The organism is Lysobacterales bacterium, from assembly GCA_016703225.1.
GTDB lineage: Bacteria > Pseudomonadota > Gammaproteobacteria > Xanthomonadales > Ahniellaceae > JADKHK01.
This window is the reverse complement of sequence record JADJCM010000001.1, coordinates 1,562,634-1,585,360: the sequence shown is the minus strand read 5'-3', so window position 1 is coordinate 1,585,360 and position 22,727 is coordinate 1,562,634. Positions and strand designations below refer to the sequence as shown.

General features: G+C 66.4%; 14 protein-coding genes. 5 read left to right on the top strand and 9 right to left on the bottom strand.

Annotated features, from left to right (window positions below; genetic code table 11):
- Nucleotides 1–6: 6 nt before the first annotated feature.
- The 3 genes from IPG63_06785 to IPG63_06775 form a co-directional block, all read right to left on the bottom strand.
- Nucleotides 7–2,430 carry a right-handed parallel beta-helix repeat-containing protein gene (locus tag IPG63_06785; GenBank protein MBK6726958.1) on the bottom strand — a complete coding sequence of 808 codons (2,424 nt, stop codon included), beginning with the start codon at nt 2,428–2,430 and terminating at the stop codon, nt 7–9.
- A gap of 92 nt (nt 2,431–2,522) precedes the next feature.
- Nucleotides 2,523–3,200: a ribulose-phosphate 3-epimerase gene (locus IPG63_06780; protein ID MBK6726957.1), complete on the bottom strand. Its 678-nt coding sequence runs from the start codon at nt 3,198–3,200 to the stop codon at nt 2,523–2,525.
- Nucleotides 3,201–3,929: a DnaJ domain-containing protein gene (locus IPG63_06775; protein ID MBK6726956.1), complete on the bottom strand. Its 729-nt coding sequence runs from the start codon at nt 3,927–3,929 to the stop codon at nt 3,201–3,203.
- A 105-nt stretch (nt 3,930–4,034) separates the two neighbouring features.
- Here IPG63_06775 and IPG63_06770 point away from each other — a divergent pair, with 105 nt between their 5' ends.
- Both IPG63_06770 and IPG63_06765 read left to right on the top strand, forming a co-directional pair.
- The gene (locus tag IPG63_06770; protein ID MBK6726955.1) at nt 4,035–4,958 is read left to right on the top strand and encodes a phosphoribosylaminoimidazolesuccinocarboxamide synthase; all 924 of its coding nucleotides are present in this window, start codon (nt 4,035–4,037) and stop codon (nt 4,956–4,958) included.
- Nucleotides 4,955–5,863, top strand: a complete 909-nt coding sequence (locus IPG63_06765; GenBank protein ID MBK6726954.1) for a DMT family transporter — start codon at nt 4,955–4,957, stop codon at nt 5,861–5,863. The genes IPG63_06770 and IPG63_06765 overlap by 4 nt, the downstream gene beginning before the upstream one ends.
- 8 nt (nt 5,864–5,871) lie before the next feature.
- Here the strand turns inward: IPG63_06765 and IPG63_06760 are convergent, their stop codons facing one another.
- Nucleotides 5,872–7,710 (bottom strand): cyanophycinase, encoded by a 1,839-nt coding sequence (locus IPG63_06760; protein ID MBK6726953.1) that lies wholly within the window; start codon nt 7,708–7,710, stop codon nt 5,872–5,874.
- A 186-nt stretch (nt 7,711–7,896) separates the two neighbouring features.
- Here IPG63_06760 and IPG63_06755 point away from each other — a divergent pair, with 186 nt between their 5' ends.
- From IPG63_06755 to IPG63_06745, 3 genes are all read left to right on the top strand, one after another.
- Nucleotides 7,897–10,662 carry a TonB-dependent receptor gene (locus tag IPG63_06755; GenBank protein ID MBK6726952.1) on the top strand — a complete coding sequence of 922 codons (2,766 nt, stop codon included), beginning with the start codon at nt 7,897–7,899 and terminating at the stop codon, nt 10,660–10,662.
- Between the two features lie 100 nt (nt 10,663–10,762).
- Entirely contained in the window at nt 10,763–12,169 is a 1,407-nt protein-coding gene (yfcC, locus tag IPG63_06750; GenBank protein ID MBK6726951.1) for a putative basic amino acid antiporter YfcC, read from the top strand.
- On the top strand, nt 12,166–13,311 hold the full coding sequence (locus IPG63_06745) for a beta-aspartyl-peptidase (protein MBK6726950.1): 1,146 nt from the start codon (nt 12,166–12,168) through the stop codon (nt 13,309–13,311). The genes yfcC and IPG63_06745 overlap by 4 nt, the downstream gene beginning before the upstream one ends.
- Before the next feature lie 79 nt (nt 13,312–13,390).
- Here the strand turns inward: IPG63_06745 and IPG63_06740 are convergent, their stop codons facing one another.
- From IPG63_06740 to IPG63_06720, 5 genes are all read right to left on the bottom strand, one after another.
- Nucleotides 13,391–15,883: an MMPL family transporter gene (locus IPG63_06740; GenBank protein ID MBK6726949.1), complete on the bottom strand. Its 2,493-nt coding sequence runs from the start codon at nt 15,881–15,883 to the stop codon at nt 13,391–13,393.
- Between the two features lie 19 nt (nt 15,884–15,902).
- Entirely contained in the window at nt 15,903–17,027 is a 1,125-nt protein-coding gene (locus tag IPG63_06735; GenBank protein MBK6726948.1) for a hypothetical protein, read from the bottom strand.
- A gap of 98 nt (nt 17,028–17,125) precedes the next feature.
- A complete protein-coding gene (locus IPG63_06730; GenBank protein MBK6726947.1) occupies nt 17,126–18,487 on the bottom strand; it encodes a DUF1329 domain-containing protein in 1,362 nt (453 codons plus the stop codon).
- Nucleotides 18,488–18,500: 13 nt separating this feature from the next.
- Nucleotides 18,501–20,393, bottom strand: a complete 1,893-nt coding sequence (locus IPG63_06725) for a DUF1302 domain-containing protein (GenBank protein MBK6726946.1) — start codon at nt 20,391–20,393, stop codon at nt 18,501–18,503.
- A 27-nt stretch (nt 20,394–20,420) separates the two neighbouring features.
- Nucleotides 20,421–22,616 (bottom strand): Ig-like domain-containing protein, encoded by a 2,196-nt coding sequence (locus tag IPG63_06720; GenBank protein MBK6726945.1) that lies wholly within the window; start codon nt 22,614–22,616, stop codon nt 20,421–20,423.
- Nucleotides 22,617–22,727 lie beyond the last annotated feature (111 nt).

The following is a 22,727-nucleotide window of genomic DNA, read 5'->3' as shown; positions in this document are numbered from 1 at the left end:
GCGCGTTTACTCGAAGCTGTCGCTGAACAGGTCATCAATTCCGGCTTCGACGGCGAGACAGGACGAGAATTCGGAGCTGTCGCCGATGTTGGTCGGCCCGGTGCGCGTCGCGGTCGCGGTGATGAACTGACCCGGCAGGATCTCGTCATCGGCAAAACTCTGCTGGAAGCTGGCCTGGCCATTGGCCGCGGTGCTGACGTCGATGCGGCCGAGGTAACGGTAGCCCTGGCCATGTCCGGAAGCGTCGCAGGAACTGTTGGCGTAGACGTCGATGTAGTAGTTGGCGTTGGCGCCGGAATCGAGCGAACCCGACACCGTCAGATTGCCGCCGAGCACGCTGGCCGCGCCCAGCACCGGGAAGTTTTGCAGGTCGTTGGCACCGGTATCGCCATCGCCGGCGTCGTTGGCAGTCACGCCGGCCGTGCCGAGATCGATGCCCAGCTGCATGTTGTTCCACAGCACGTTGCCGCGTACGCGCACGGCGTCGCCATCGGCGACCCGCACGCCCGCCCCGCTGTTGTAGGAGATCCAGTTGCCGCCGGCATCGACGCCCTCGCTGCTGCCGCCGACGATGACGCTGAAGCTGCCGCCGCCGACATACACCCCGTGCCCGGCATTGCCCTGCAGGGCGCGGCCGATTTCGTTGTCGCGGATCACCACGCCCAGGCTGCCGCCGGTGATCGACACGCCGCCACCGTCATTGCCGTTGATGACATTGCCGAGGATCTCGACGCCACCGCTGGTGCTGACGCTGACACCGGCGCCGCCGTTGCCGGCGGTGGCCGTGCGGGCGGCATTGGTGCCGATCAGGTTGTTCTGGACCACGATTCCGGCGCCGAGCCCGGCACCGGACACGGCCACGCCCTGGAACTCCGCGTTCGAGATCAGGTTGCGCTGGCCGATCGTGGAGCCGCCGATGAGGGTGTCGTTGCCGCCGGAAAGCAGCACGTTGACGCGGTTCTGGCCGACGCTGGTGCCGTTCGGCAGGGCGCCCGAAAACTGGTTGCCCTCGATCACGTGCTCGCTGCCGCCCGCGATGCGGATGGCCGCGGCGCCCGAGCCGGTGAAGTTGCCGAACCACAGGCCGCGCACCACCAGGCTGCCGCCGTCCACCGCGCGCAGGCCGATCGGCGAGCCGCCGATCTGGGTCAGGCCGACGCAGACCTGGGCGTTGAAGGCGCTCGGGCTGGTGTTCGGCTGCGCGCCGGATTGGGTGTAGCCGTCGATGGTCACCGCCGTGCTGATGTCCGGCAAGGCACTCGACAGCAGGATGCCCTGGCTGCCGCAGACGCCCGGCATCGAGAAGCGCACCAGCGTGTGGTTGGGGTTGGCATTCGCATCGAGCAGGGCCTGGCGCAGGCTGCCGGCGCCGCTGTCGGCGCTGTTCGTCACCAGCACCTGGGTGAGGTCGTTGAGGTTGCTCTCGTAGGCGCCGAGATCGGTGCGCGAGCCGACTTGGCGACCATTGCCGGCGAGATCCTGCGTCAAGTCGGTCAGCGTCGCGCCCTGGTTGATGGCCGGCGATGCCAGTTGCAGCCGGTAATCGCCCGCGCCGGGGTTCACGAACAGCGGATCGGCGCTGAAGTTCCCGACGTTCTGGCCGCCGATGCCGTCACTGGGCATCTGGTCGTAGAGATTGCCGATCACGTTCATGGCATTGCCCGCAACCAGATCCAGGTCGCGCGGCGTGTTGCTGCGGAACAGGTTGTGTGCGACCGTGCCGGTCTTGCACACTGCAAGTGCTCCGGCGTTGTTGCCGCTGCCGGCCACGATCCCGACGAAGGTGTTCTGGTCGACGTACTCGCCTTGTCGCGGGCTATCGAAAATGCCACTGCAGAGCGCCACGCCGGAGAAAGTGCTGCTGGCCCCGGCAGGGGCGGTGATCGAATGCACCAGGTTGTTGCGGAAATCCAGTCGGCACGCTGGCTCACCCCAGACGTAGACACCGGCATGCTCGCCGTCGAGGTCGCTGAAGATGTTGTGGCGCAGGGTGACGAAGCGGATGTTGCTGTCGGTGGCATCGCAATTGATATTGAGGCCGCCAGCCTGCCCCTGCAGGTAGCCGCCGAGATGGCGCACCGTGAGGCCTTCCAGCGTCAAGTCGCGGTTGTGGATGATGCGCATCATATGCACGCTCTGTCCGGCCAGGGTGGTATTGGTCGGGTCGAGCGTGCGCGTGGCGCAGCCGGGGTTGTAGCCCCCGCGCAGGCTGAGGAAGGCATCCGGGTGCAAATCGGCCAGGAGCGAGCCGCTCATCACGTAGGTGCCTTGCACGATGCGCACATCGTGCTCTCCGGCGTTGGCTCCGGCCGCACTGATGGCGGCGACGATCTCGGCCCAGCTATCGGCGCAGGTGGTGATGGTTTGTGCAAACGCACGGCCCGGCGAGGCGAGGCCGAGCACGAACAACAACAAGCAACAACGCAACATGAGCGTCCCCGTTCCACGCAGCGAAGGCTGCGTCCACCGGGGTCAACGTGCTTCAGCGGCGAAACCGAACGCGGTCGTCGAAATATCGTTGCTCAGCCGATCGCCGCCCGCATCTTCGCGATGGTCGCGGCGTAGTCGGGGGCGTTGAAGATGGCGGAACCGGCGACGAAGGTGTCGGCGCCGGCGCGGGCGATGTCGGCGATGTTGTCGGCCTTGACGCCGCCATCGACTTCGAGGCGGATGGCGCGGCCGCTGCGGTCGATGCGCTCGCGCACGGCGCTGAGCTTGTCGAGCGCACCGGGAATGAAACTCTGGCCGCCGAAGCCGGGGTTCACCGACATGATCAGCACCAGATCGAGTTGCTCCAGGGTGTGGTCGAGGTAATGCAGCGGCGTCGCCGGGTTGAACACCAGACCCACCTGGCAGCCGTGCGACTTGATCAGCTGGATCGTGCGATCAACGTGTTCGCTGGCCTCGGGGTGGAAGGTGATCAGGGTCGCGCCGGCTTCGGCGAAGTCGGGCACGATGCGATCGACCGGCTTGACCATCAGATGCACGTCGATCGGCGCGCTCACGCCGTGCTTGCGCAGCGCCGCGCACACCAGCGGGCCGATGGTCAGGTTGGGCACGTAGTGATTGTCCATCACGTCGAAGTGCACCCAGTCGGCACCGGCAGCAAGCACGGCATCAACTTCGGCGCCGAGGCGGGCGAAGTTCGCGGACAGGATGGAGGGGGCAATGACGGCGGGCTGGCGCATGGGGCTCCTCATTCAGTTCAGGCCGCGCGCACGCTGGATGCGCGCGTAGGCGGCGTTGAGTTTGCTGGTCTTCTCGCCCGCCGCACGCCGCGCGGCGGCGCTGGCATCGGGCGGCAGACGGTCGGGGTGGTGGCGTGCCACGAGGCTGCGGTAGGCCGCCTTGATCTCGTCGTCACTGGCTTCGGCGGTGACTTGCAACTCGGCGTAGTCTGCGGCGAGCTTGGCGTCACGGCTACCGGCACGGAAGCTGTCCCAGGTCGGCTTGGCCACGTTCAGACGCGCGGCAATGGCGTCGAGCAGCGCCTGCCCGGACGCATGCGAATCGATGGCGGCGACATCGCCGAGCAGCTTCAGCACCATCAGCCGCAGTTCGTGTTGTTCGTGGGTGAAACTGCGCAGGCTGTCGCAGGCCGGCTCGAAACGCCAGGTCGGCGCACGGCCGCGATCGAAGGCGGCGATCGCGCGTCGGCGCTGTGCTTCGTCGAGTTGCAGGCGCTGCATCCAGTCGCCAGCGGCGGCGACCTCGGCCTCCGAAACCCTGCCATCGGCCTTGGCGATGCCGCCGGCCAGCTCGAACAGCGGCTCGGTGAATCCGGCCTTGGGTGCTTCGCGCAATTGCGGGAACAATCGTTCCAGCAAGAACGCGCCCAGCAGTCCGCCCAGCAACGGCCCCCAGGGCGTGCGCGCACGCGTCAGGATGGTGCCGACGATTGCGCCGACCAGGCCCGCGGTCCAGTTCACGACGCGCGATGAACCGGAGCGGAGGCGCGCGGTGATGCGTGCACGGATGGCAGCGAAAGGGCAAAGCGCTTCATGCGCCGATGATAGCTTGCGGGTCGCCGTAGAATGCGCGCCTCACCGAGGAGCCGAAGCGTGTCCTACCGTTCGATGTCGCTGACCCAGATCCCCGGACTGACCCTGATCCACCGCGGCAAGGTGCGCGATGTCTATGCGCTGCCCGGCAACGAGTTGCTGATCGTCGCCAGTGATCGCTTGTCGGCGTTCGACGTGATCTTGCCCGACGCGATTCCCGGCAAGGGCGAGATCCTGACCCAGCTGTCGAACTTCTGGTTCGCCAAGACCTCGGCGTGGATGCCGAACCACCTGTCCGCGCGCAGCCTCACCGAGGTGCTGCCGCGCGGCACGCCGGTGGTCGAATACGAGCGTCGCAGCGTCGTCGCCAAGCGTCTGAAGCCGGTGCCGGTGGAAGCGATCGCACGCGGCTACATCATCGGTTCCGGCTGGAAGGACTATCAGGCCGGCGGCAGCATCAGTGGCGTCGTGTTGCCGCCAGGCCTGCGCCAGGCCGAGCAACTGCGCGAGCCCATCTTCACGCCCTCGACCAAGGCGGCAATCGGCGACCACGACGAGAACATCAGCTTCGACGAACTCGTTGTCCGCATCGGCGGCGCGCTCGCCGAACAGGTGCGCGCCTTGACCTTGAAGCTGTACCAGTTCGCCGCCGATTTCGCCCGCGAGCGAGGCATCCTCATCGCCGATACCAAGTTCGAGTTCGGCATCGACGATCAAGGCACGCTGCGGGTGATGGACGAGATCCTGACCCCGGATTCCTCGCGCTTCTGGGACGCCTCCGAGTACCGCGTCGGCATCAGTCCGCCGAGTTTCGACAAGCAGTTCGTACGCGACTACCTGGAGACGCTGGACTGGAACAAGAAGGCGCCTGGGCCGATGCTGCCCAAGCGCGTGATCGAGGGTACCCGCGAACGCTACGCGGAAGCACTGCACCGACTCGCCGGCATCCGCCTTTGAGCCAGGCGCCCGCGCTGCGACTGCGCGACTTCGCCCTGATCGCGCTGATCTGCCTGGCCTGGGGCTGCAACTTCCTGACCTCGGCCGCGGCCCTGCGCGAACTGCCGCCGCTGATGTTCACCGCGATGCGCATGGCGGTGCTCGCACTCGCCCTGTTGCCGTTCCTGCGCTGGCCACCGCGCGGTCAGTGGCGGCTGCTGATCGCGGTCGCGATCTGCAATGTCGTGCTGCATTTCGGAACCAGCTTCTGGTCGCTGAAGATGGCCGGTGACCTGGCCTCGCCGGCGATCGTGATGCAGAGCTACGTGCCGATGGCGGCGCTGCTCGCCTGGTGGCTGCGCGGCGAACGCTTCGCCTGGCGCACCGGGCTCGCGATCGTGGTCAGCTTCGGCGGCATCCTCGTGCTCGGCTTCGACCCGATCGTGCTCGACAACCCGCAGTCGCTGGCGCTGATGCTGATCTCCGGTTTTTTTCTCGCGCTCGGCACCGTGCTGATGCGCGGCCTGTCCGGCATCGACCTGTTCTCGCAGCAGGGCTGGTCGGCGTGGATCGGGCTCGGTCCACTGCTCCTGTGGAGCACGCTGGCCGAGCCCGGCGCATGGAGTGCGCTGGCACAGAGCAGCTGGGTCGGATGGGGCGGCGCGATCTATGCCGCGCTCATCGCCTCGCTGCTCGGACACGGCCTGTTCTACCACCTGGTGCAGACCCATCCGGTCGCGCGGATCACGCCCTACCTGCTGTTCGCGCCACTGGTCGCGATCGGGCTCGGGCTGTGGTTCTGGGGCGACCGCCCGGGGCCGCGGCTGTGGATCGGCGGCGCGATGGTGCTCGGCGGCGTGCTCGCGATTGCGCTGCGCAACTTCGCCCGACAGCGCGTGCTGGTGCCGGACCCGGGCGAGATCTGAGCGAGCGGCTACTCGATGCGGAAGTCGATGCCGAGCAACGATGCCCCGGCCGCGCTTTCACCGCAGCGGCGGCTGGCGATATCGCGCGACACACTCAGCGTCCGCCCTTCTGCGTTCACGACCACCTCGGAAGCCGACTCCGCCAGCATCGCCATGGCGCGGCGGGCCTGCTCCGCGGCGGCCGGATCGGCGCGCCGCCGCGTCGGCGCAGCGCCCTCGCGCGGGGGCCAGCGCGGACATTTGGCTTCGACCGCTGGCTGCAATCCGGCCTCGGACCAGCGCAACGTCGCGCCGGGACGCAGGTAGGACATGCGCCACCGCACGGTCGAATCCGCATGCGGCTCGAACGCCCACACGCCACCGGCGCCCAGCACGTCCACCTGCCAGCCAGCCGCATCCGCGATCAGACGCAGCGCGGTGTTTTCATCGGCGCCGAAGGCGATCTTCGCGTTGCCAGCGGACAGAAAGCGGCTCAGGCGGCCTGGGCGGCCGCGTTCGGAAAAGTGGGTATCGAAGATCGCGCCCGGCATCAGTCCAAACCCACCTGCGGGCCAAAAGGTCAGCGCCGACTCGTCGACGCCGCCGGCGCAACGTCGGGCACGGCGGCAACCGTATTCGGGCGGTGGCGCCGCAACCGGCCCGGCGGACCAGGCCGCGGCTGCATCGCCACTGGTTGGCATCGGACGATCCGATTGCACCGCCATGCCCGCCGAGGTGCCGCCGACCACCAGTTCGCCGCGCGCGAAAGCCGCACGCAGGGCGCTGAGCGCGGGTCTCGGCGCGTCGCCATCGAAGAACGCGCGGCGCAGACGCCACTGATCGCCGCCGCCGAAAAACACGCCATGCACCTGCGCGGGAAGCGCGTCGAGACCGGCGCGGCAGGCACTCTCCTGCGCAAGGGCGAGGTCGGGATAGGCACGAGCGCGGTTCGGCAGTCGCAACGCTCGGCGGCGCGCGTCCTCGAGCGCACTGCAGTCGCGAGCGTCCGCGCCGAGCGACGCGGTGGCGGCGTCGAGCGGCCACCATTGCGCGTCGGCGCCTGCGGCATCGAACGCACCGAGATAGAAGTCGACCGCAGCAAAGGGGTCGATGCTGGCGGCGGTGACCACCGCGATGCGCGGCCTGGCGTCGCCGCTGCGCTCGCGCGCCGCCGCCACGAACGCCCGTAGGATTTCGGGACCAGCGGGTCCGCGCGTCGCGTCGAGCGCGACCTGCTCGCGGCGGCGGTGGCCTTGGGCGTCCAGATCCGGCTGTTCCAGCGCCGCGAGCACCGCGAACTGCTCGTCATCGAGCAGGCGCGACCACGGCGCCAACTCGTCGCTGCCGCAGCGATGCCAACGGTTGACGCTGTCGGGTCCGATGCAGCGCGTGCCGAGCCAGTCGTTCAGCACCGTCTCGCGCAACGGCTTCGTTCCGAACTTCGCGCGCGCAGCGTCGAGCAGGCGCCGCACCAGTTCGCGCAACGCCGCCGGCGCCTCGCCCCACAAGGCCGGATCGGTGGCGGCGGCGATGCCTTCACGATCGAGCCGGTAGCTCGCGGGTGCCTGCCGCGCCGAAGCCGGAAACCGCGCGTCGGTGCAGGTGTCGGTGGCCATCGAGCCACAGACGCGCAGGCCGCCACCGACCAGCAGTAGTTCGGGTCGCGGCGCCTCGGCACGCAACACGGTGGAGGCGAGCAGCAGCAAGCCGACAACAGCAGGGAATGATCGCTTCATGCCGCGACGGTAGCGAGGCAGCCGCCGCTGCGGCAAACCCCGATGCTTGTTGCGCCGCACCATGTCGCGCGCTTGACAGCCGAGATCGCGCCGGCCGAGACTGCGCGCCGGCTCCACCAAACCGGTCGTCATGATCTCTCGCCTCTACACCGCCAACGAGTACAGGTACGAGCCTTTCTACCTGTCCGAATGGTTCGACGAATAGTCCGTCGCAACCGCTGGGTGTAACGCAGCCCTTGCTGCGGGCCGCGCACGTGCGTGCGCGGCGAGAGCCTGTCCAATGAGCCCCACCGGGGCCCGATCCCTTTGGAGTCGATCATGATTGCGAAGAAGCCACTTGCCGTGGCCTGCGCGTGCGCGCTGGCCTGTATGTCCCTGTCTGCCCAGGAAAGCCCCACGCCGAAGGAACCCGAGTCGGCGGAACTCGAACAGATCGTCGTCACCGGAAGCAACCTCAAGGGCGTCGACCTGGCCGAAGCCCAGCCGATCAAGGTGCTGGACGCCGAGGACATCGCTCGAACCGGCGCCCAGACGCTCGGCGAGCTGCTGCAGGAAGTCAGCGAACTGGGTGGCGGCACCGGGAATTTCTCCACCGCCAACTCCGGCAGCAAGCAGGAAGACAGCCCCGCCGGTTCCGCCGGCGTGTCGCTGCGTGGGCTGGGTACCGCCTCGACGCTGACGTTGGTCAACGGTCGCCGCATTGCGGTCGCCTCGTTCGCCAACGGCTCGGAGAACTTCGTCGACATCAACGCCATTCCGCTGGCGGCCGTCGACCGCGTCGAAGTGCTGACGACCGGCGCCTCGGCGATCTACGGCGCCGATGCCGTCGCCGGCGTCGTCAACTTCATCCTGCGCAAGGACTTCGACGGCATTCGCCTCTCCGGCAGCAGCGGCGACAGTACCCGCGGCACCGATGAAGGTCGCCACAACGTCAATCTCGTGATTGGCCACAACGGTGATCGCGGCCATGGCCTGTTGGTCTTCGACGCCTATCGCCGCAACGCGCTCTATGACCGCGACCGCGCGATCAGCGCGGTCGAACCACGACCCTCGCAGCAGGGCGTGTTCCCAAGCATCAACGATCTCTATGCGCAGGAGATCGACCTGGTCGAGGCAGGCTGTCCGGATACGCAGCGCTATGACGGCCGGCCCGGGTATCCACTCGGCGGCTTCGGCGAGTACTGCGCGCTGAACCGCAACGCTTACACCGCCACCGACCCCAGCAGCGAGCGTTACGGTCTGACCGGCAGCGCTGACTTCGACTTCGGCAGCGGCCTGTCCTGGTTCGGCGAGATCGCCCTGCAGCGCAATGACGGCACCGCCAACAGCGAGCCGGCACCTTGGAGCGAAGAGGAAATCTACCTCGACCACCCGAACCTGCCGGCCGAACTGCGCGAACGCCTGCTCGCTGCCGGAGTCGATCCCGACTATCCGGTATTCGGTTGGGGCCGTTTTCCGGATGCCCGCACAATCGAAGTCGAGTCGCGCAGCTGGCGCGTGCTCAGCGGCGTCGAGGGCAGCCTCGGCGGCTGGAGCTGGGAAGCGGCGCTGAACCTGTCGCGCAGCGAATCCGAGCAACGGGCCATCGCCGGCATCTACAACGTCGAGCGCTTCCGCGCCGCATTGCGCGGTGAGTTGTGCTCAAGCGGTGCCACCGACTGCACGCCGGGCACCGGCGGGCTGTACTACAACCCGTTCGGCGGCCAAGCCGGCAACAGCGCGCAGGTGCTCGATCTGCTGCACGAACAGGTGCCGCGCAATGGCATCTCCAAGCTGCTCGGATTCGACGCCAAAATCTCGGGGAACTGGCTCTCGACCGCGGTCGGCGAAGTCAGCTGGGCCTTCGGCGCCGAGGCTCGGCGCGAAGACATCGAGGACGCGCCGAGCCTGCTCGCCACGGCCGACCCGATCACCGGCGATGTTCCGGTGTACGGGTTCGGCTCGACCGCGGTGCGCGCGGATCGCGACCAGGCCGCGTTGTTCGGCGAAGCGCTGGTTCCACTCGCGGATGCGCTCGACCTGAGGCTGGCGGCACGCTACGACCACTTCAGCGACTTCGGCGGCGACATCAACCCCGCAGCCAGCCTGCGCTGGCAACCGCACGACGCGGTGGTGCTGCGCGCCGGCTGGAACAGCTCGTTCCGAGCACCGTCGCTGGCCCAAGTTGGCGCCGGCACCACGCTCAGCTCCGGTGCCTTGCCCTGCGCCGAGGGCAGCGAGTTCTTCGACTCGTTCTGCGATCAGTACCCGGCCGATGATGGCTATCTGAGCGAGATTTACGGCAATCCCGGACTCGAGGCGGAGACCTCGAAGGCGTGGTTCCTGGGCGCAGTGTTCCAGCTTGCCGATGCCACCACGCTGTCGGTCGACTACTGGAACTTCGCGCATCGCAATCTCGTCGACATCGACGCGTTGGAACTGTTCCGCGCGGCGCTGCTGGACCCGGCGCTGGTGGTGCGCAGCGGCGAACTCGGTCCCGGCGAGATCGGCATCGAGACGCGCAATGGCACGATCGGCTCGCCGATCGAGGAAGTTCACCTGGGGCTGATCAACGTCGGCCAGCAGAACACCGATGGCCTGGATGTCTCGCTGTCGCACGTGTTCGACACCGACGCCGGGCGCTTCGAACTGTACGGCGATGCCACCTGGACGCGCGCCTTCGAGCGTTCCGAGTCCTGCGGCGGCGATGACAACGACGGCCGCCGTGGCCTCGGACCCTGCGTCGATGGCCAGCGGCTGGTGCAGCGCGTCGACGAGTTCCGGTACCCCGAGTGGCTGGTCAATGCCGGCCTCGACTGGGAACAGGGCGCGTACGATGCGCGTCTATGGGCGAACTACACCGACGGCTACTACGACGACGACCAGCGCAACGGCGTGCCGGTCGGCCGCCGCGTCGCCTCGTGGACCACGCTCAACCTGAGCTTCGGTTACGACTTCAGCGAGAACCACTGGGCGACGCTGACCGTGCGCAATCTGGGCGACCGCGACCCGCCCGTCGCGCTTGGTTCCGGCTCCGGCTTCGACCAGTACAACCACGACTCGCTCGGTCGCTACTGGACGCTGAGCTACACGCAGCGCTTCTGAGCGCTTCCTGTCTCACGCGGCGCCCGAGCCCCGGGGCGCCGCGGCTTGGCCCGCGCCCTTGCATCGGCGCGGGCCCTTCTTGCCCCTGGGAATTCCCGCGATGACCGCAACCTCCACGCCTACCCGGCGCATGCCCGACACCCTGCTGATCCTGTTCGCGATCGCCGCGCTGATTGCACTGCTCACGCCCTGGCTCACGCCGGGCGCATTTCTTCCAGGGCAACCGATCGCGCTCGCCAGCTACCGGCCCGCGGCCGAGCACCTGCCGTTGCAGCTGTTTGGCAGCGGCGATCAAGTTGGCTTCCTCAATTTCGTGTTCGACGGCTTCACCTCCGGCGGGCGTAGTTCTTCCGCGGTCGGTGTGATCGCGTTCGTGCTGCTGGTCGGCGGCGCGTTCGGCGTCGTCAACGCGAGCGGCGTGATGGAGCGCAGTCTGCACCGACTGGTCGCGGCCACCGCGCCACGTCCGGCGCTGCTGCTTGGCGCGCTGGTGCTCGCGTTCTCGACCGGCGGCGCGGTGTTTGGCATGGGCGAGGAGACCATCGCCTTCATCGCGCTGCTTGCACCCTTGCTGCGCTCGCTCGGCTATCCGCCGCAAGTGGTGGTGATGGTGACCTACCTGCCGAGCCAGATCGGTTTCGGCACCTCGTGGATGAACCCGTTCAGCGTCGCCGTCGCGCAGGGAGTGGCCGGCCTGCCGCTGCTTTCGGGCGCACCGTTTCGGATGGCGATGTGGGCCTGCTTCACCGGCCTGACCTTGGCCTTCGTTCTGCACCACGCCGCGCGCCAGCGACAGCCCGCGGCATCCGCGGTCTCGCTCTCCGGCGTCGGTCGCATCGACTGGAGTGATCGGCTGATGCTGCTCGCGATTCTCGCGACCGTGGTCTGGATCGTCTGGGGCGTCACCGTCGCCGGCTACTACATTCCCGAGATCGCCACCCAGTTCGTGACCCTGGGGCTTGTGGTCGGGGCGATCGCCGTCGCGCGCGGCCGGCTCGCGCCCAACGACGCTGCCGCCGCGTTCACCGAGGGCGTGCGCCAACTGGTGCCGTGCGCGCTGGTGATCGCGCTGGCCAAGGGTCTGCTCGGCCTGCTCGGCGGCTCCGACCCGCACCAGCCCTCGCTGCTCAACTCGGCGTTGTTCACGCTCGGCAGCGGCCTGCAGCACGCGCCGCCGCTGCTCGCCGCCGAAGGCATGTTGTTGGCGCAGTCGGTGTTCAACTTCTTCGTCACGTCGGGTTCGGCACAAGCCGCGATCACCATGCCGCTGATGGCCGGCCTTGGCGATCTGATCGGCGTCAGCCGCCAGATCGCGGTGCTGGCGTTTCAGCTCGGCGACGGCCTCACCAACCTGATCATCCCAACCTCGGGCGCAATGATGGGCGCGATCGGTATGGCCGGTCTCGACTGGCTGCGCTGGCTGCGGCTGATCTGGCGCTTCGAACTGTTGCTGCTCGCGGCCGCCGCAGGCTCGGTGGCTCTGGCAGTGCTGGTGGGTTACGCATGAACTCGCACCTGTGGTTGATCCGCGATGCCGACGTGTTCGCACCGCAACCCCTCGGTCGCTGCGATGTCGTCGTCGGCGCCGGGCGCGTCCTTGCGATCGGCCGTGATCTGCAGGTCGGCAGCCTGGCGCATGAAGCCATCGACGCCGCCGGACGCTGGTTGTGGCCGGGATATGTCGACAGCCTCGTGCATGTCAGCGGCGGCGGTGGCGAGGGCGGTTTCGCGACGCGCACGCTGCCGCTGGCGGCCGACGCTGCGCTGCGCGCGGGCGTGACCACGGTGATCGGCGCGCTGGGCACCGACGATGTCACCCGCAGCCACACCGACCTGCTCGCCTGCGCGCGCGCGCTGCAGACGCATGGCATCAGTGCGTACACCTTGACCGGCTCCTACCACGTGCCGGTGACCACGCTCACCGGCAGCATCCGTTCCGACCTGGTGCTGATCCCGGAAATGATCGGCGTCGGCGAAATCGCGATCGCCGATCGTCGCGGCGCGCAGCCTTCGGTCGATGAACTCGCGCGCATCGCCGCCGATGCCAATGTTGGCGGCCTGCTCGCAGGCAAGGCCGGAGTGGTACTGGCGCACCTCGGCGACGAGGACGCCGCGCTGTCGCCGCTGATCGAAGCCTCGGCGCGACACGCGGTCGCGCGCTCGCGCTGGTTGCCGACGCACATCAATCGCTCGCGCCGCTTGCTCGATCTGGGCTGCGCCTGGTCGCGCGAAGGCGGTTGGATCGACCTGACGACGAGCACGACCGAGGCGCTGGTCGCCGCCGGCGACCTGTATGCCGGCGAGTCCCTCGCCGTCGCGCTGCGCCAGGGCGCGGTGGCTGACCGCATCACCATGAGTAGCGACGGCCAGGCCAGTCTGCCGTTGTTCGATGCTGCCGGTCGCTTCGTCGAATTCGGTATCGCCCCGATCGGGAGTCTGCACGAGGAAGTGGTCAAGTCGATCGATCTGCACGGCGTCCCGCTCGCCACCGCCCTGGCCGCGGCCACGCTCAACCCGGCGACGATCTGGCAGCTGCCGCGCAAGGGCCGCATCGCGGTCGGCGCCGACGCCGACCTGCTGCTGATCGACCCGACGAGCAAAGCAATCACCCTGACCGTTGCCGCCGGCCGCCCGCACGCGATGCGTTGACGCTGCCGCTTGGCGAAGCCAAAACGATACGGCCAGCTTGCGCTGGCCGTATCGCTGACATCGGTCGAACGTGTGGGTCTCAGCCCACTTCGCGCGGACGCAGCAGCCAGCGGCACAGCGCCGGCAGGAAGATCATCGCAGCGACCATGTTGACCACGAACATGAAGGTCAGCATCACGCCCATGTCGGCCTGGAACTTGAGGTCCGACCAGATCCACGTCGCCACGCCCGCGGCCAGCGTCAGCGCGGTGTAGAAGATCGCGATGCCGGTGGTCTTGAGCGCTCCAAAGTAGGCTTCGGTCAAGGTACGTCCGGCCTGCATCGACTCGGCCATGCGCGCGTAGATGTAGATCGCATAGTCGACACCGATACCAACGCCGAGCGCGACCACGGTCAACGTGTTCACCTTCAAGCCAATGCCGAGCTCGACCATCAGCGTGTGCCCGAGTTCGGTCACCAGCACCAGCGGCAGGGTGATGCACAGCGCCGCCAGCGGCGAACGGAAGCTGAGCAGACACATCACGAACACCGCGGCGTAGAGCAGGTAAAGCATCATGTGCTCGACTTCGCGCACCTTGTCGTTGATCGCCGCAGCGACGCCGACATTGCCGGTGGCCAGACGCAAGTTGGCTTGGTCGGTGCGGTACTCGCCGCCGTTGGCTGCGGCATCGGCCACGGCCTTGTCGCGGTTGACGCGGAAGTTCACGTCATAGCTCTTGTTCTCGTCGCGGAACTTCTCGACCGCCGACACCACCCGGTCGATGGTGGTGGCGCGGTGATCGGTGGTGAAAATCTGCACCGGCATCGCCTTGCACTCGGGGCCGTCGATCAGACCGGAGTCGGTCTCGATGCCCTGCAGGCTCTGGCGCAGCAGGTTGGAATCGCGCGGGATCACGCGCCAGCGCACGTTGCCCTCGTTGTAGCCGGCGTAGATGACCTTGGCGATATTCGGCAGCGTGATCACCTGCTGGACGCCCTCGACATTGCTCATGTGCCAAGCGAAGCGGTCGATCAGCGCCATCGCCGTCGGGCTCTCGGTACAGGCGAACGGCCCGCCTTCAGCGATCACGTTGATGATGTCGACGCCGAGCGCGAACTTCTGCGTGATCAGTTTGGCGTCCTGGTTGTAGCGCGCCTCCGGACGCAACTCGGCCACGCCTTCCTGGGCATCGCCGATCATCACCTTGTCGCCCTGGGCCTCGGCGAAGAACCAGACGGTCAAGCCGATGGCGATCACGATCAGCGCCGGAATTGGCTTGCTGAAGCGCGTCAGCACGCGCCAGATGGCATCGAACTTGGTCAGCTGACGCAAGCGGTATTCGCGCTTCTTGTGCAGGTTGCTGACATTGGTGTAGCTGAGCAGCACCGGCAGCAAGATCAAGTCGGTGAGGATGGTCAGCGCCACGCCGATGGTCGCAGTGATGGCAAGTTCGCGAACCATGCGAATGTCGATCAGCATGATCGTCGCGAAACCGATGCAGCCGGCGAGCAAGGCCACCGCACCCGGCACCAGCAGCATGCGGAACGAGCGTCGCGCCGCTTCCAGTGCCGGCACTGCTTGCGATTCGCGCTGACGCAGCTCCTCGATCGTGCCCTCCTCCAGGCCACCGTAGAAGATCTCGCCGCGGAAGCGGTTGATCATCTGTTCGCCATGGCTGACCGCGATCGCGAAGATCAGGAATGGCGTCAGCATGTTCATCGGGTCGATGCCGTAACCGAGCAGGCGCAGCGCGCCGAGCATCCACACCACCGAGATCAGCGCCGCAAGTACGGTCAGCGACGCCAGCTTGCCGGACATCGAGTATAGGAACAGCAGCAGCCAGGTGAAGGCGATAGTAACCAGGAAGAAGTTGATCACCGAGCGCGCGCCGTCGGCGATGTCGCCGACCATCTTGGCGAAACCGATCACGTGCAGGCTGATGCCGTCCTTCTCGTACTTCTGACGGATCGACTCGAACTGGTCGGCAATCTGCTGGTAATCAAGCTTGTTGCCGGCGGCACCGCCTTCGGGGACCAGGTCGGCCCAGACCATGGCACCCGAAAAGTCCTTGGCCACCAAGCGTCCGACCACACCGGCCTTGACGATGTTCGACTTGATCGTCTCGAAGTCCTCCGGCAATGGCTCGAAGCCTTCGGCATTGGGCGTGAAGGCAGAGGGAATCACGTTGCCGCCGGCAAATCCGTCCTCGACCACTTCGACGAAGCGGACATTCGGCGTGAAGATCGAACGCACCCGCGCATCATCGACCGCGTCCAGTGCGATCACCTCATTGGTGACATTCTCCATGGTCTGCATGAAGGACTTGTTGAACATGTTGCCGTTCTTGTCCATCACCGCCACCAGCACGCGGTTGGCGCCGCCGAATTCCTGCTCGTAGTCGAGGAAGGTCTTCATGAACTCGTGGTCGAGCGGGATCTGCTTCTTGAAACCGGCATCGACGCGCAACTGCGACGCGAAGTACAGCATCACCGCGGTGACCAGGGCGAACAGCACCAGCACCAGCATGCGCTTGCCGAAGACGAATTTTTCGAGTGCCTGTCCGAAGGCGCCTTGATTGCTGCTACCGATCATTGCGTGTCTCCGTAACAGCTCAGGGTTGATAGAAGCTGACGCCGGTCTCGCCGACGACGGTGTATTCGCCAGCGCCGAGCACCAACACCGACGACAGCACAGTGCCAGCCGGATGGGTAGTGGCCGCGAACGGCTCGCTGTCGCTGCCGCGTGCAAGCACGACGCCATTGCCACCGACCAGTACGGTCGCTCCAGCGGATCCCGCAGCACCGCCCATCAGGCTCAGCTCGGTGCCGGTCTCGCGCTTGTCCCAGGTGCTGCCGAGATCATTGGATTCGTATACGTTGCCGCGCAAACCAAAGCACAGCACGTGATCGCCCGTACCGGCGATGACACCGAACATCGAGCCTTCATACGGCAGCTGAATGCGCTGCCAGGTAACGCCTTGGTCGGTCGAGCGAAATGCAGCGCCGCGTTCCGCGACGATGAACAGGCTGCCGTTGCCGGTGCGCGCAATCGCATTGAGGTGCGGGTCGGTTTCCTCGTCCAGGTCAAGGTCGGCGGAGTCGAAGTTCCAGCTTTCGTCATCCAGCGCCGGGGCATTGTCGTCATCGCTCGGCTCCGGAGCCGGCGAGGTGTCGCCGCGACCGAGCACATCGACGTACTGCCAGTTCTCGCCGCCATCGTCGCTGCGCAGCAGGGTCGCGTAGGCGCCGACCGCGAGCGCATGGTCCTTGTCGAGGAACAACACGTCGAGCAGCGGCGCACCGTTGCGCGGATCGAAATTTTCCTTGCTGAACAGCACCACGCGCTTGCGCGTCCAGGTCAAACCGCCGTCGTCGGATCGCAGCACGATGCCATCGTGACCGACTGCCAGCACCCGGCCCTCGAACGCCGCGACCGCAGTCAGTGTCGATCGCGTCGGCACCCCGGCGATCTGGCGCCAGCCGTCGCGCCGGGTTTCGCTGACCAGGATATGCCCGCGCTCGCCCACGGCAACCGCGCGATCGCCGGCATCGACCAGATCAAGCAACAACGAGGTGGCTGCGCGCGGCAGAACCTCGGCATCCTGGACCGATGGGTCGCCCGCTGCCGGCATGCCCGGCGTCGCTGCGGCCTCTTCCTGTGCCTGGCTGCCGATGGCGCCCGCGATCGCGAGCATCGCCGCGGCGGCCACGCCGATTCGCATCTTCGTCTGTTTCATCGCTCGACCCTTGACTGCTTTTCCATGCCCCAAAAGCAAAAAGGCCGACCGTCCCGATCCTGGGAACGGCCGGCCCGAAAGAGCGCCGTGCGGCTCCGTCAGCGAATGCCGCGCTGGCGCAGCGACTGCGGCGAGAAGTTCTCCGGTGCGGTGCGGAAGCCGAAGTCGATCGTGGTCCGCTCCTCGTTGTCGAGCAGGCCCGAAATGTAGCGGCCCGACTGCAGATCGTGATGCGTCTCGACCGTGGCCCAGTAAGTCGGCACTTCGTAGTAGTTGATCGACGGCGCCTCCGAGTAACGCCACAGCGCGCCACGGCCGTCGTAATGGTCGATCGCGGCGATCTGGTAGCTGTCCTCGTCGAGGTAGAAGGTGCGCCGGCTATTGATGTGGCGACGGCCCTTCTTGAGCGTGGCATCGACCACCCAGACGCGATGCAACTCGTAGCGCAGCACGTCGGGATTCAGATGACCCGGTCGCACCAGGTCCTTCACCTTGACCGTGTTGCTGTGCGCCTTGTACGAGTTGTACGGGACGAACATCTCCTTCTTGCCGACCAGTTTCCAGTCGAAGCGATCGAGCGCGCCGTTGAACATGTCGGTCATGTCATTGGTGCGCAGGCCGTCGGTGGCGGTACCCGGATTGTCGTAGGCGACGTTCGGGGCACGACGCACACGGCGCTGTCCGGGGTTGTAGATCCAGGCCTGGCGCGGCTGGGCGCTGGCATTCAGGGTCTCATGCACCAGCAGCACATTGCCGGCCAGACGAGCTGGCGAGGTCACTTCCTGGAAGAAATAGAGCAGGATGTTGTTGATGTTCTCGGTCGTCGCACCCTTGCGATAGTACAGACCCAGGAACTCTTCCTCGATGCGGATCGGCGTGTAGGCGCCGGTGGCGGTGGGCGCCACCTGGTTCGCGTAGCGCTTGCCGCCCGTGCTCTTGTACTTCAGCTTGTGGTTCCACATCGGTTCGAAGCCGTTCTGCGGAATCGGGAACGGGAAGCCGAGCGATGCGCCCTGCACGCCTTCGCCATTGCCGACCAGCTTCGCGGTGGTGGCATTGGCCTTGGTCGCCGCGTAGACCTCCTGCGGGAACGAAGCCGAGCGCCGGGTCGGATAGACGTTCATCTTGAACGTCTTGTACTTGGTGAACATCGCGATTTGGCCGGGCGTCAGCTTGGCCGCGTAGTCCTTGTAGTTCTGCGGAGTGATCGCGAACAGCGGCTTGTCGGCCGCGAACGGATCGGGATGGAACATGCCGGCACGATATCCGGCCGGAGGACGGGTGATGCCGCCGGTCCAGGCTGGAATCGTGTTGTCCTTGTTGGCCGCCACTTCGGCGCCGACCGGAGTCAGGTCCTTGCCCAGTCGGGCCGCCTGCTCGGCAGTCACGCCGGCATGCACCACGCTGGCCATGGCCAGCGCCGAAGCCGCCGCCAGAACGCCATTTCGAATCTGTCGCATGGAAATCCCTCCGTCAGAACGAGTACTTGACCGTGAACGACACGAAGTCGCGGTCGTGGATCAGGTTCAGATGACCGGCGCCGCGGAACTCGGTAAAGCTGAGATCTGCGGCCCACTGGTTGAGATAGTTGGCCTCGACGCCGACGGTGACCGACTTGCGCCCTTCCAGGAAGTTGCCGCCAGGACCGGGCGTGATGCCGTTGACGTCATGGTTGAACGCGATGCGCGGCGAGAGATTGAACGGCGAACCGAACACGTTGTTGTAGTCGGCGCGCGCGGCCAGGCGATAGCCCCAGGAGAAGCGCGTCGGGAAACCATCGCACTGCGACACCGGGTTGACCAGCGCACCGCCGGTCAGCAGGTCGCCGCCGCAACCGGTATCGGTACCGTCACCCTGGTAACGCAGGACTTCCGGCTCCGGCAGGTCGAAGACATTGGTGGCGCCGAATTCGGCGACGGTCGCGATTTGCTGCGCACCGAGCCAGTTGCCAGGACCGAAGGCCTTGGTCATGGTGAACTGCAACTGCCCGACCTCGTGTCGCTCCCAACCACGCACGTACTCGCCGGCCTCGAATTGGCCAAGCTGGCTGATGAAACGATTGCCCGGCGCCGGGATGAAGGCGTTGAGCGGGCTGAGCGCGCCGAACAGCAACTCGACGTCGTCGAACTGCAGCGGCATGTTGTCGCGATAGGACATTTCGCCCTGCAGCGCGATGCCGGTGTCGCCGAGCGTGGTGTTGAAGCTCATGCCGTACATGCGGATGTCTTCGGGATACTCGACCAGGTAACGACCCGAACTCGGCGCGAGCGAATAGCTGACGCCATTGCGGACAAACGTCTGCGTGGTGGTCACGGCGTATCCGGACAGCAGCGGCAAGCGGCTGTGATAGTTCAGGAAGAAGAAGCCGAACTCGGTGTCGTTCAAGGCCGGCGAGAAGTAGCGCAATGCCAACCCATACTGGCCGTCGTCACTGGCGTACTGGTCGGGCAGGCGTCCCACCGCGGCCGAGCACGAACTGAGCTCAAGCGGATTGGTCGAGTACTGGAACACATCCGGGCAATTCGCGAAGTGCGAAGGCTCGTTGGCACGACCAAAGCCGAGCATCAGGAACTCGCCACCGAGGGTGCCGAAGTCATTGGTGCTGAAGTAGGTCCCGGCCGGGTCCGGTTCGGTCTGCTCGAATTCGAGCAGATACAGCGCCTCGATCGAGAGGTTCTCGTTCACCGCGAACGAGCCCTGGATCATGTCGACCGGCAGGAAGGCTTCCTTCAACTCGGCACCGGCCACGCGCAGCTTGGACACGTCGATCGGATTGATGACATTGATGCCGTTCTGGATGAAGGTGCTTTCGCCCCAGCTCACCGCCTGGCGGCCGAGACGGATCGAAGCCTCGTGGCCACTGAGATCCATGTTGTGGAATACGAAAGCATCCAGCAGGGTCAGGCGTGAGCCGACCTTGTCCTTGGCCAGTTCGCTCAGGTTCGCGCGATCGACGTTTTCCCAATCGTAGAAATAGCTGGCACGCGCGAACGCGCCCCAGTTGTCCTTGTAATTGAGGCTGAAGTCGGTGGTGATCTTGAACGCGTTCGAGAACAGGTCGCCCTCGGCGTAGTTGAGATTGCCGTCGTCCGAGTTCACCGAGAAACGGCCTGGGGCATTGACCTGGTCAGTGAGCGGGGTCGTCCCGACGAGCGGGTTGATGTTGGCGAGGCCGATCAGCTCCGGGTCCTGCTCCTGCACGCGCAGCGAAGCGCCGTAGGAGAGTGTGGTGTCGATGGTTCCGGTCCAGTCGCCGCTGCCGAATTCGACAGCGTGGGCCGGCGCTGCGAAGGCACTGGCCAAAGCCAGCGAGATCGCGGTTCCCAGCGTGCGACGGCGCGCTTGCTTGGCATTGAGGTTGGTCATGGAAGTTCTCTCCGCTTCTGCGTCGTCTTACTGGGTACGGATCACGGACGTGTTCGTGACCTGCACGGCTTGGCCGTTGCTCACGATCATGCTCGCCATCTGTGTCTGCATTTCGACCGTCGCCGCACCGGAAGCCGTGGGGCTGAGCAGCGAGCCGTGGTCACCGGCGGTGAAGCGCACCGCACCGCGAATGGCCGCAGCCTGCGAGGTCGCGGTGATCGTGCTCAGACCGAGCGCGCGGATCAGCGGTTCGGTGCCGGACAAGGGAGCGCCGGTGACCGAGTTCGGGATGACTTGGTCGGGCAGCACGGAACCGCCGCCGACGACTTCGTGCAACAGGATCTTGTCGCCGGACGCGACCGAAGCCGCGGCAAAGTTCAGCGGATCCGCCGAGTCGATGGACTGCTGCGCGGCACCCATGAACGAGTCAAAGGTCGGAGTGCCGGAGTTGATGCCGGACGCCGCCAGACCGGCGCGGATGCGCGGACCAAAGGTGGGCGAGCCATTCAGCATTTGCACGATGCCACCACCCGGCACCGAGAGCACCGCGGTCGAGACCGTCGGCTCCAGGGTGACGAAGTTCAGTCCGACAATCGAACCGAGTGATTGGCCGACGAAGTAGATGCGCGAACCGTCGAAGTCCGTCGTCGCATCACCGTCATACGACATGGTCGGAATGGTCTTGGCCAGCGTGAACAGATCCGCCACCGCCTGGCGCAGGTTGTCGCGCGAGGTCAACAGGCTGCTCAGGTTGATGGTGTAAGTGCCCGATGCATCGACCACGCCATCCGGGCCCGCGGCACCGGTGGTGTTATTGCTGAAGTCGAGATCGAAGGTGCGCTCGCTCGCAATTGCGCCGAACGGCGTGTTCTCGATGTAGAAGCCGCTGATGCCCGGGTCGATCGAACGGATGCCGTGCAGCGGCTGGTCGATCGCGACCACAGCAAAGCCCTGCATCGCCATCGTCGCCGAGATCGCCAGCGCATCGGCGCGATTGCGCGTGATGCCGTGCTGGAAGATCACCACCGGCCAACCTGCAGCGGGCTTGGTCTGACCGGAAGCAGCGTTCGGCACCGTCGCCAGCACCGGGATCACCTGCGTCGACTTCGCCACCGGGACCGGATTCGCATAGGTCAGGTGGGTCGAGGTCGGGTCCAGCCCGAGCGCGTTGAATGGCGCCGTGTAGCCACCGGCGGCAGCCTGCCAGTTGCCGGTCAGCGGACCGGTCGGGTTGGTCGCGGTCGGGGCATCGAGGTAGTACTTCACCGGCAGCACGCCAACGATGATGTCGGCCACCGGCGGCAGACCGGCCGCCGCGGTGGTCAGCCCGCTCGGTGCCAGCGTCGCGGCACTGGCGGCGGTGATCGAGCGGGTTGCGCTCAGCACCGGCGTGATGCTCTGCGTGGTCGCGGTCCAGGTCAGCACGATCTCGCTGCGCGGGATGCCCTGCGACACTGCCGCGGCTTCATGCGAGTTGGTGATCAGGCGCAGCGGTTCCAGCGAGCACGCACTGGCGACGGCCAGCAGCGGATCGGTGGACTGCGCCACCGTCGGACATGTCGTCGGATTGGCGAAGGCAGTCGCCGGCGAGATCAGCGGGCTGCTGCGCTGGGTCAGGAAGTAGGTCTGGTCCGGCGTGGCGTCGTTGCCGGCGGCGTCCTTGACGTCGTCGGTGATCACGACCATGTAGGAACTGAGTTGCTCCAAGGCCTTGGTCGGCACGATGGCCACGGTCTTGCCGGTGGTATCGGAAGGCGCCTGCACCACGGCAAATTCGCTCGCGGCGAGTTCGCGTTGCACCGACAACACCTGGCGTGTGCTCGGATTGATCGAGACCTTGAACATGCGCACCGACTGGCCAGCAACCAGCGTGTTCGCGCGCGGCGCGGCGGACAGGTTGAAGCGCCACGGCGCCACCGTCGACCAGCCGTCGAGCGAGTTGATCGACTTGACCGGGCCGTTGGCCGCGTTGTTCGGGTCCGAAGGCACCGGCAGCGACGCATTCAGCGTCAAGTCGCGCGTACCCGAGAACGCCAGGTCGGTCGGAAACGGCACCGCGCCCGTGGTCGGATTGAATACCGCGGTGATCACGCCAGTGACCAGGGAACCATCGTCGTTGCGCGCCACGGGGGCATCGACCGCGCGCGGGCTGTTGCTGCTGCTGCTGCACGCGGCGAGCAGTGCGGACGACAAGGCAGTCGCCAAGAGGAGTCGGGCCTGCATGCTTGCTTCCTTCGTCTGTGGGAATTCGGAGCGCTTCAAACGCGCGTTGGTATCATAGGTAGAGGCCTTGGCCGATTGCAACGCAATTCTCACAATCTTCTTCTGCTGCAG

Excerpts from the sequence above, each read along its gene's own strand:
- IPG63_06785 (MBK6726958.1), bottom strand. The coding sequence starts at position 2,430 with ATGTTGCGTTGTTGCTTGTTGTTGTTCGTGCTCGGCCTCGCCTCGCCG.
- IPG63_06780 (MBK6726957.1), bottom strand. The coding sequence starts at position 3,200 with ATGAGGAGCCCCATGCGCCAGCCCGCCGTCATTGCCCCCTCCATCCTG.
- IPG63_06770 (MBK6726955.1), top strand. The coding sequence starts at position 4,035 with ATGCGCGCCTCACCGAGGAGCCGAAGCGTGTCCTACCGTTCGATGTCG.
- IPG63_06760 (MBK6726953.1), bottom strand. The coding sequence starts at position 7,710 with ATGACGACCGGTTTGGTGGAGCCGGCGCGCAGTCTCGGCCGGCGCGAT.
- IPG63_06755 (MBK6726952.1), top strand. The coding sequence starts at position 7,897 with ATGATTGCGAAGAAGCCACTTGCCGTGGCCTGCGCGTGCGCGCTGGCC.
- yfcC (MBK6726951.1), top strand. The coding sequence starts at position 10,763 with ATGACCGCAACCTCCACGCCTACCCGGCGCATGCCCGACACCCTGCTG.
- IPG63_06745 (MBK6726950.1), top strand. The coding sequence starts at position 12,166 with ATGAACTCGCACCTGTGGTTGATCCGCGATGCCGACGTGTTCGCACCG.
- IPG63_06740 (MBK6726949.1), bottom strand. The coding sequence starts at position 15,883 with ATGATCGGTAGCAGCAATCAAGGCGCCTTCGGACAGGCACTCGAAAAA.
- IPG63_06735 (MBK6726948.1), bottom strand. The coding sequence starts at position 17,027 with ATGAAACAGACGAAGATGCGAATCGGCGTGGCCGCCGCGGCGATGCTC.
- IPG63_06730 (MBK6726947.1), bottom strand. The coding sequence starts at position 18,487 with ATGCGACAGATTCGAAATGGCGTTCTGGCGGCGGCTTCGGCGCTGGCC.
- IPG63_06725 (MBK6726946.1), bottom strand. The coding sequence starts at position 20,393 with ATGACCAACCTCAATGCCAAGCAAGCGCGCCGTCGCACGCTGGGAACC.
- IPG63_06720 (MBK6726945.1), bottom strand. The coding sequence starts at position 22,616 with ATGCAGGCCCGACTCCTCTTGGCGACTGCCTTGTCGTCCGCACTGCTC.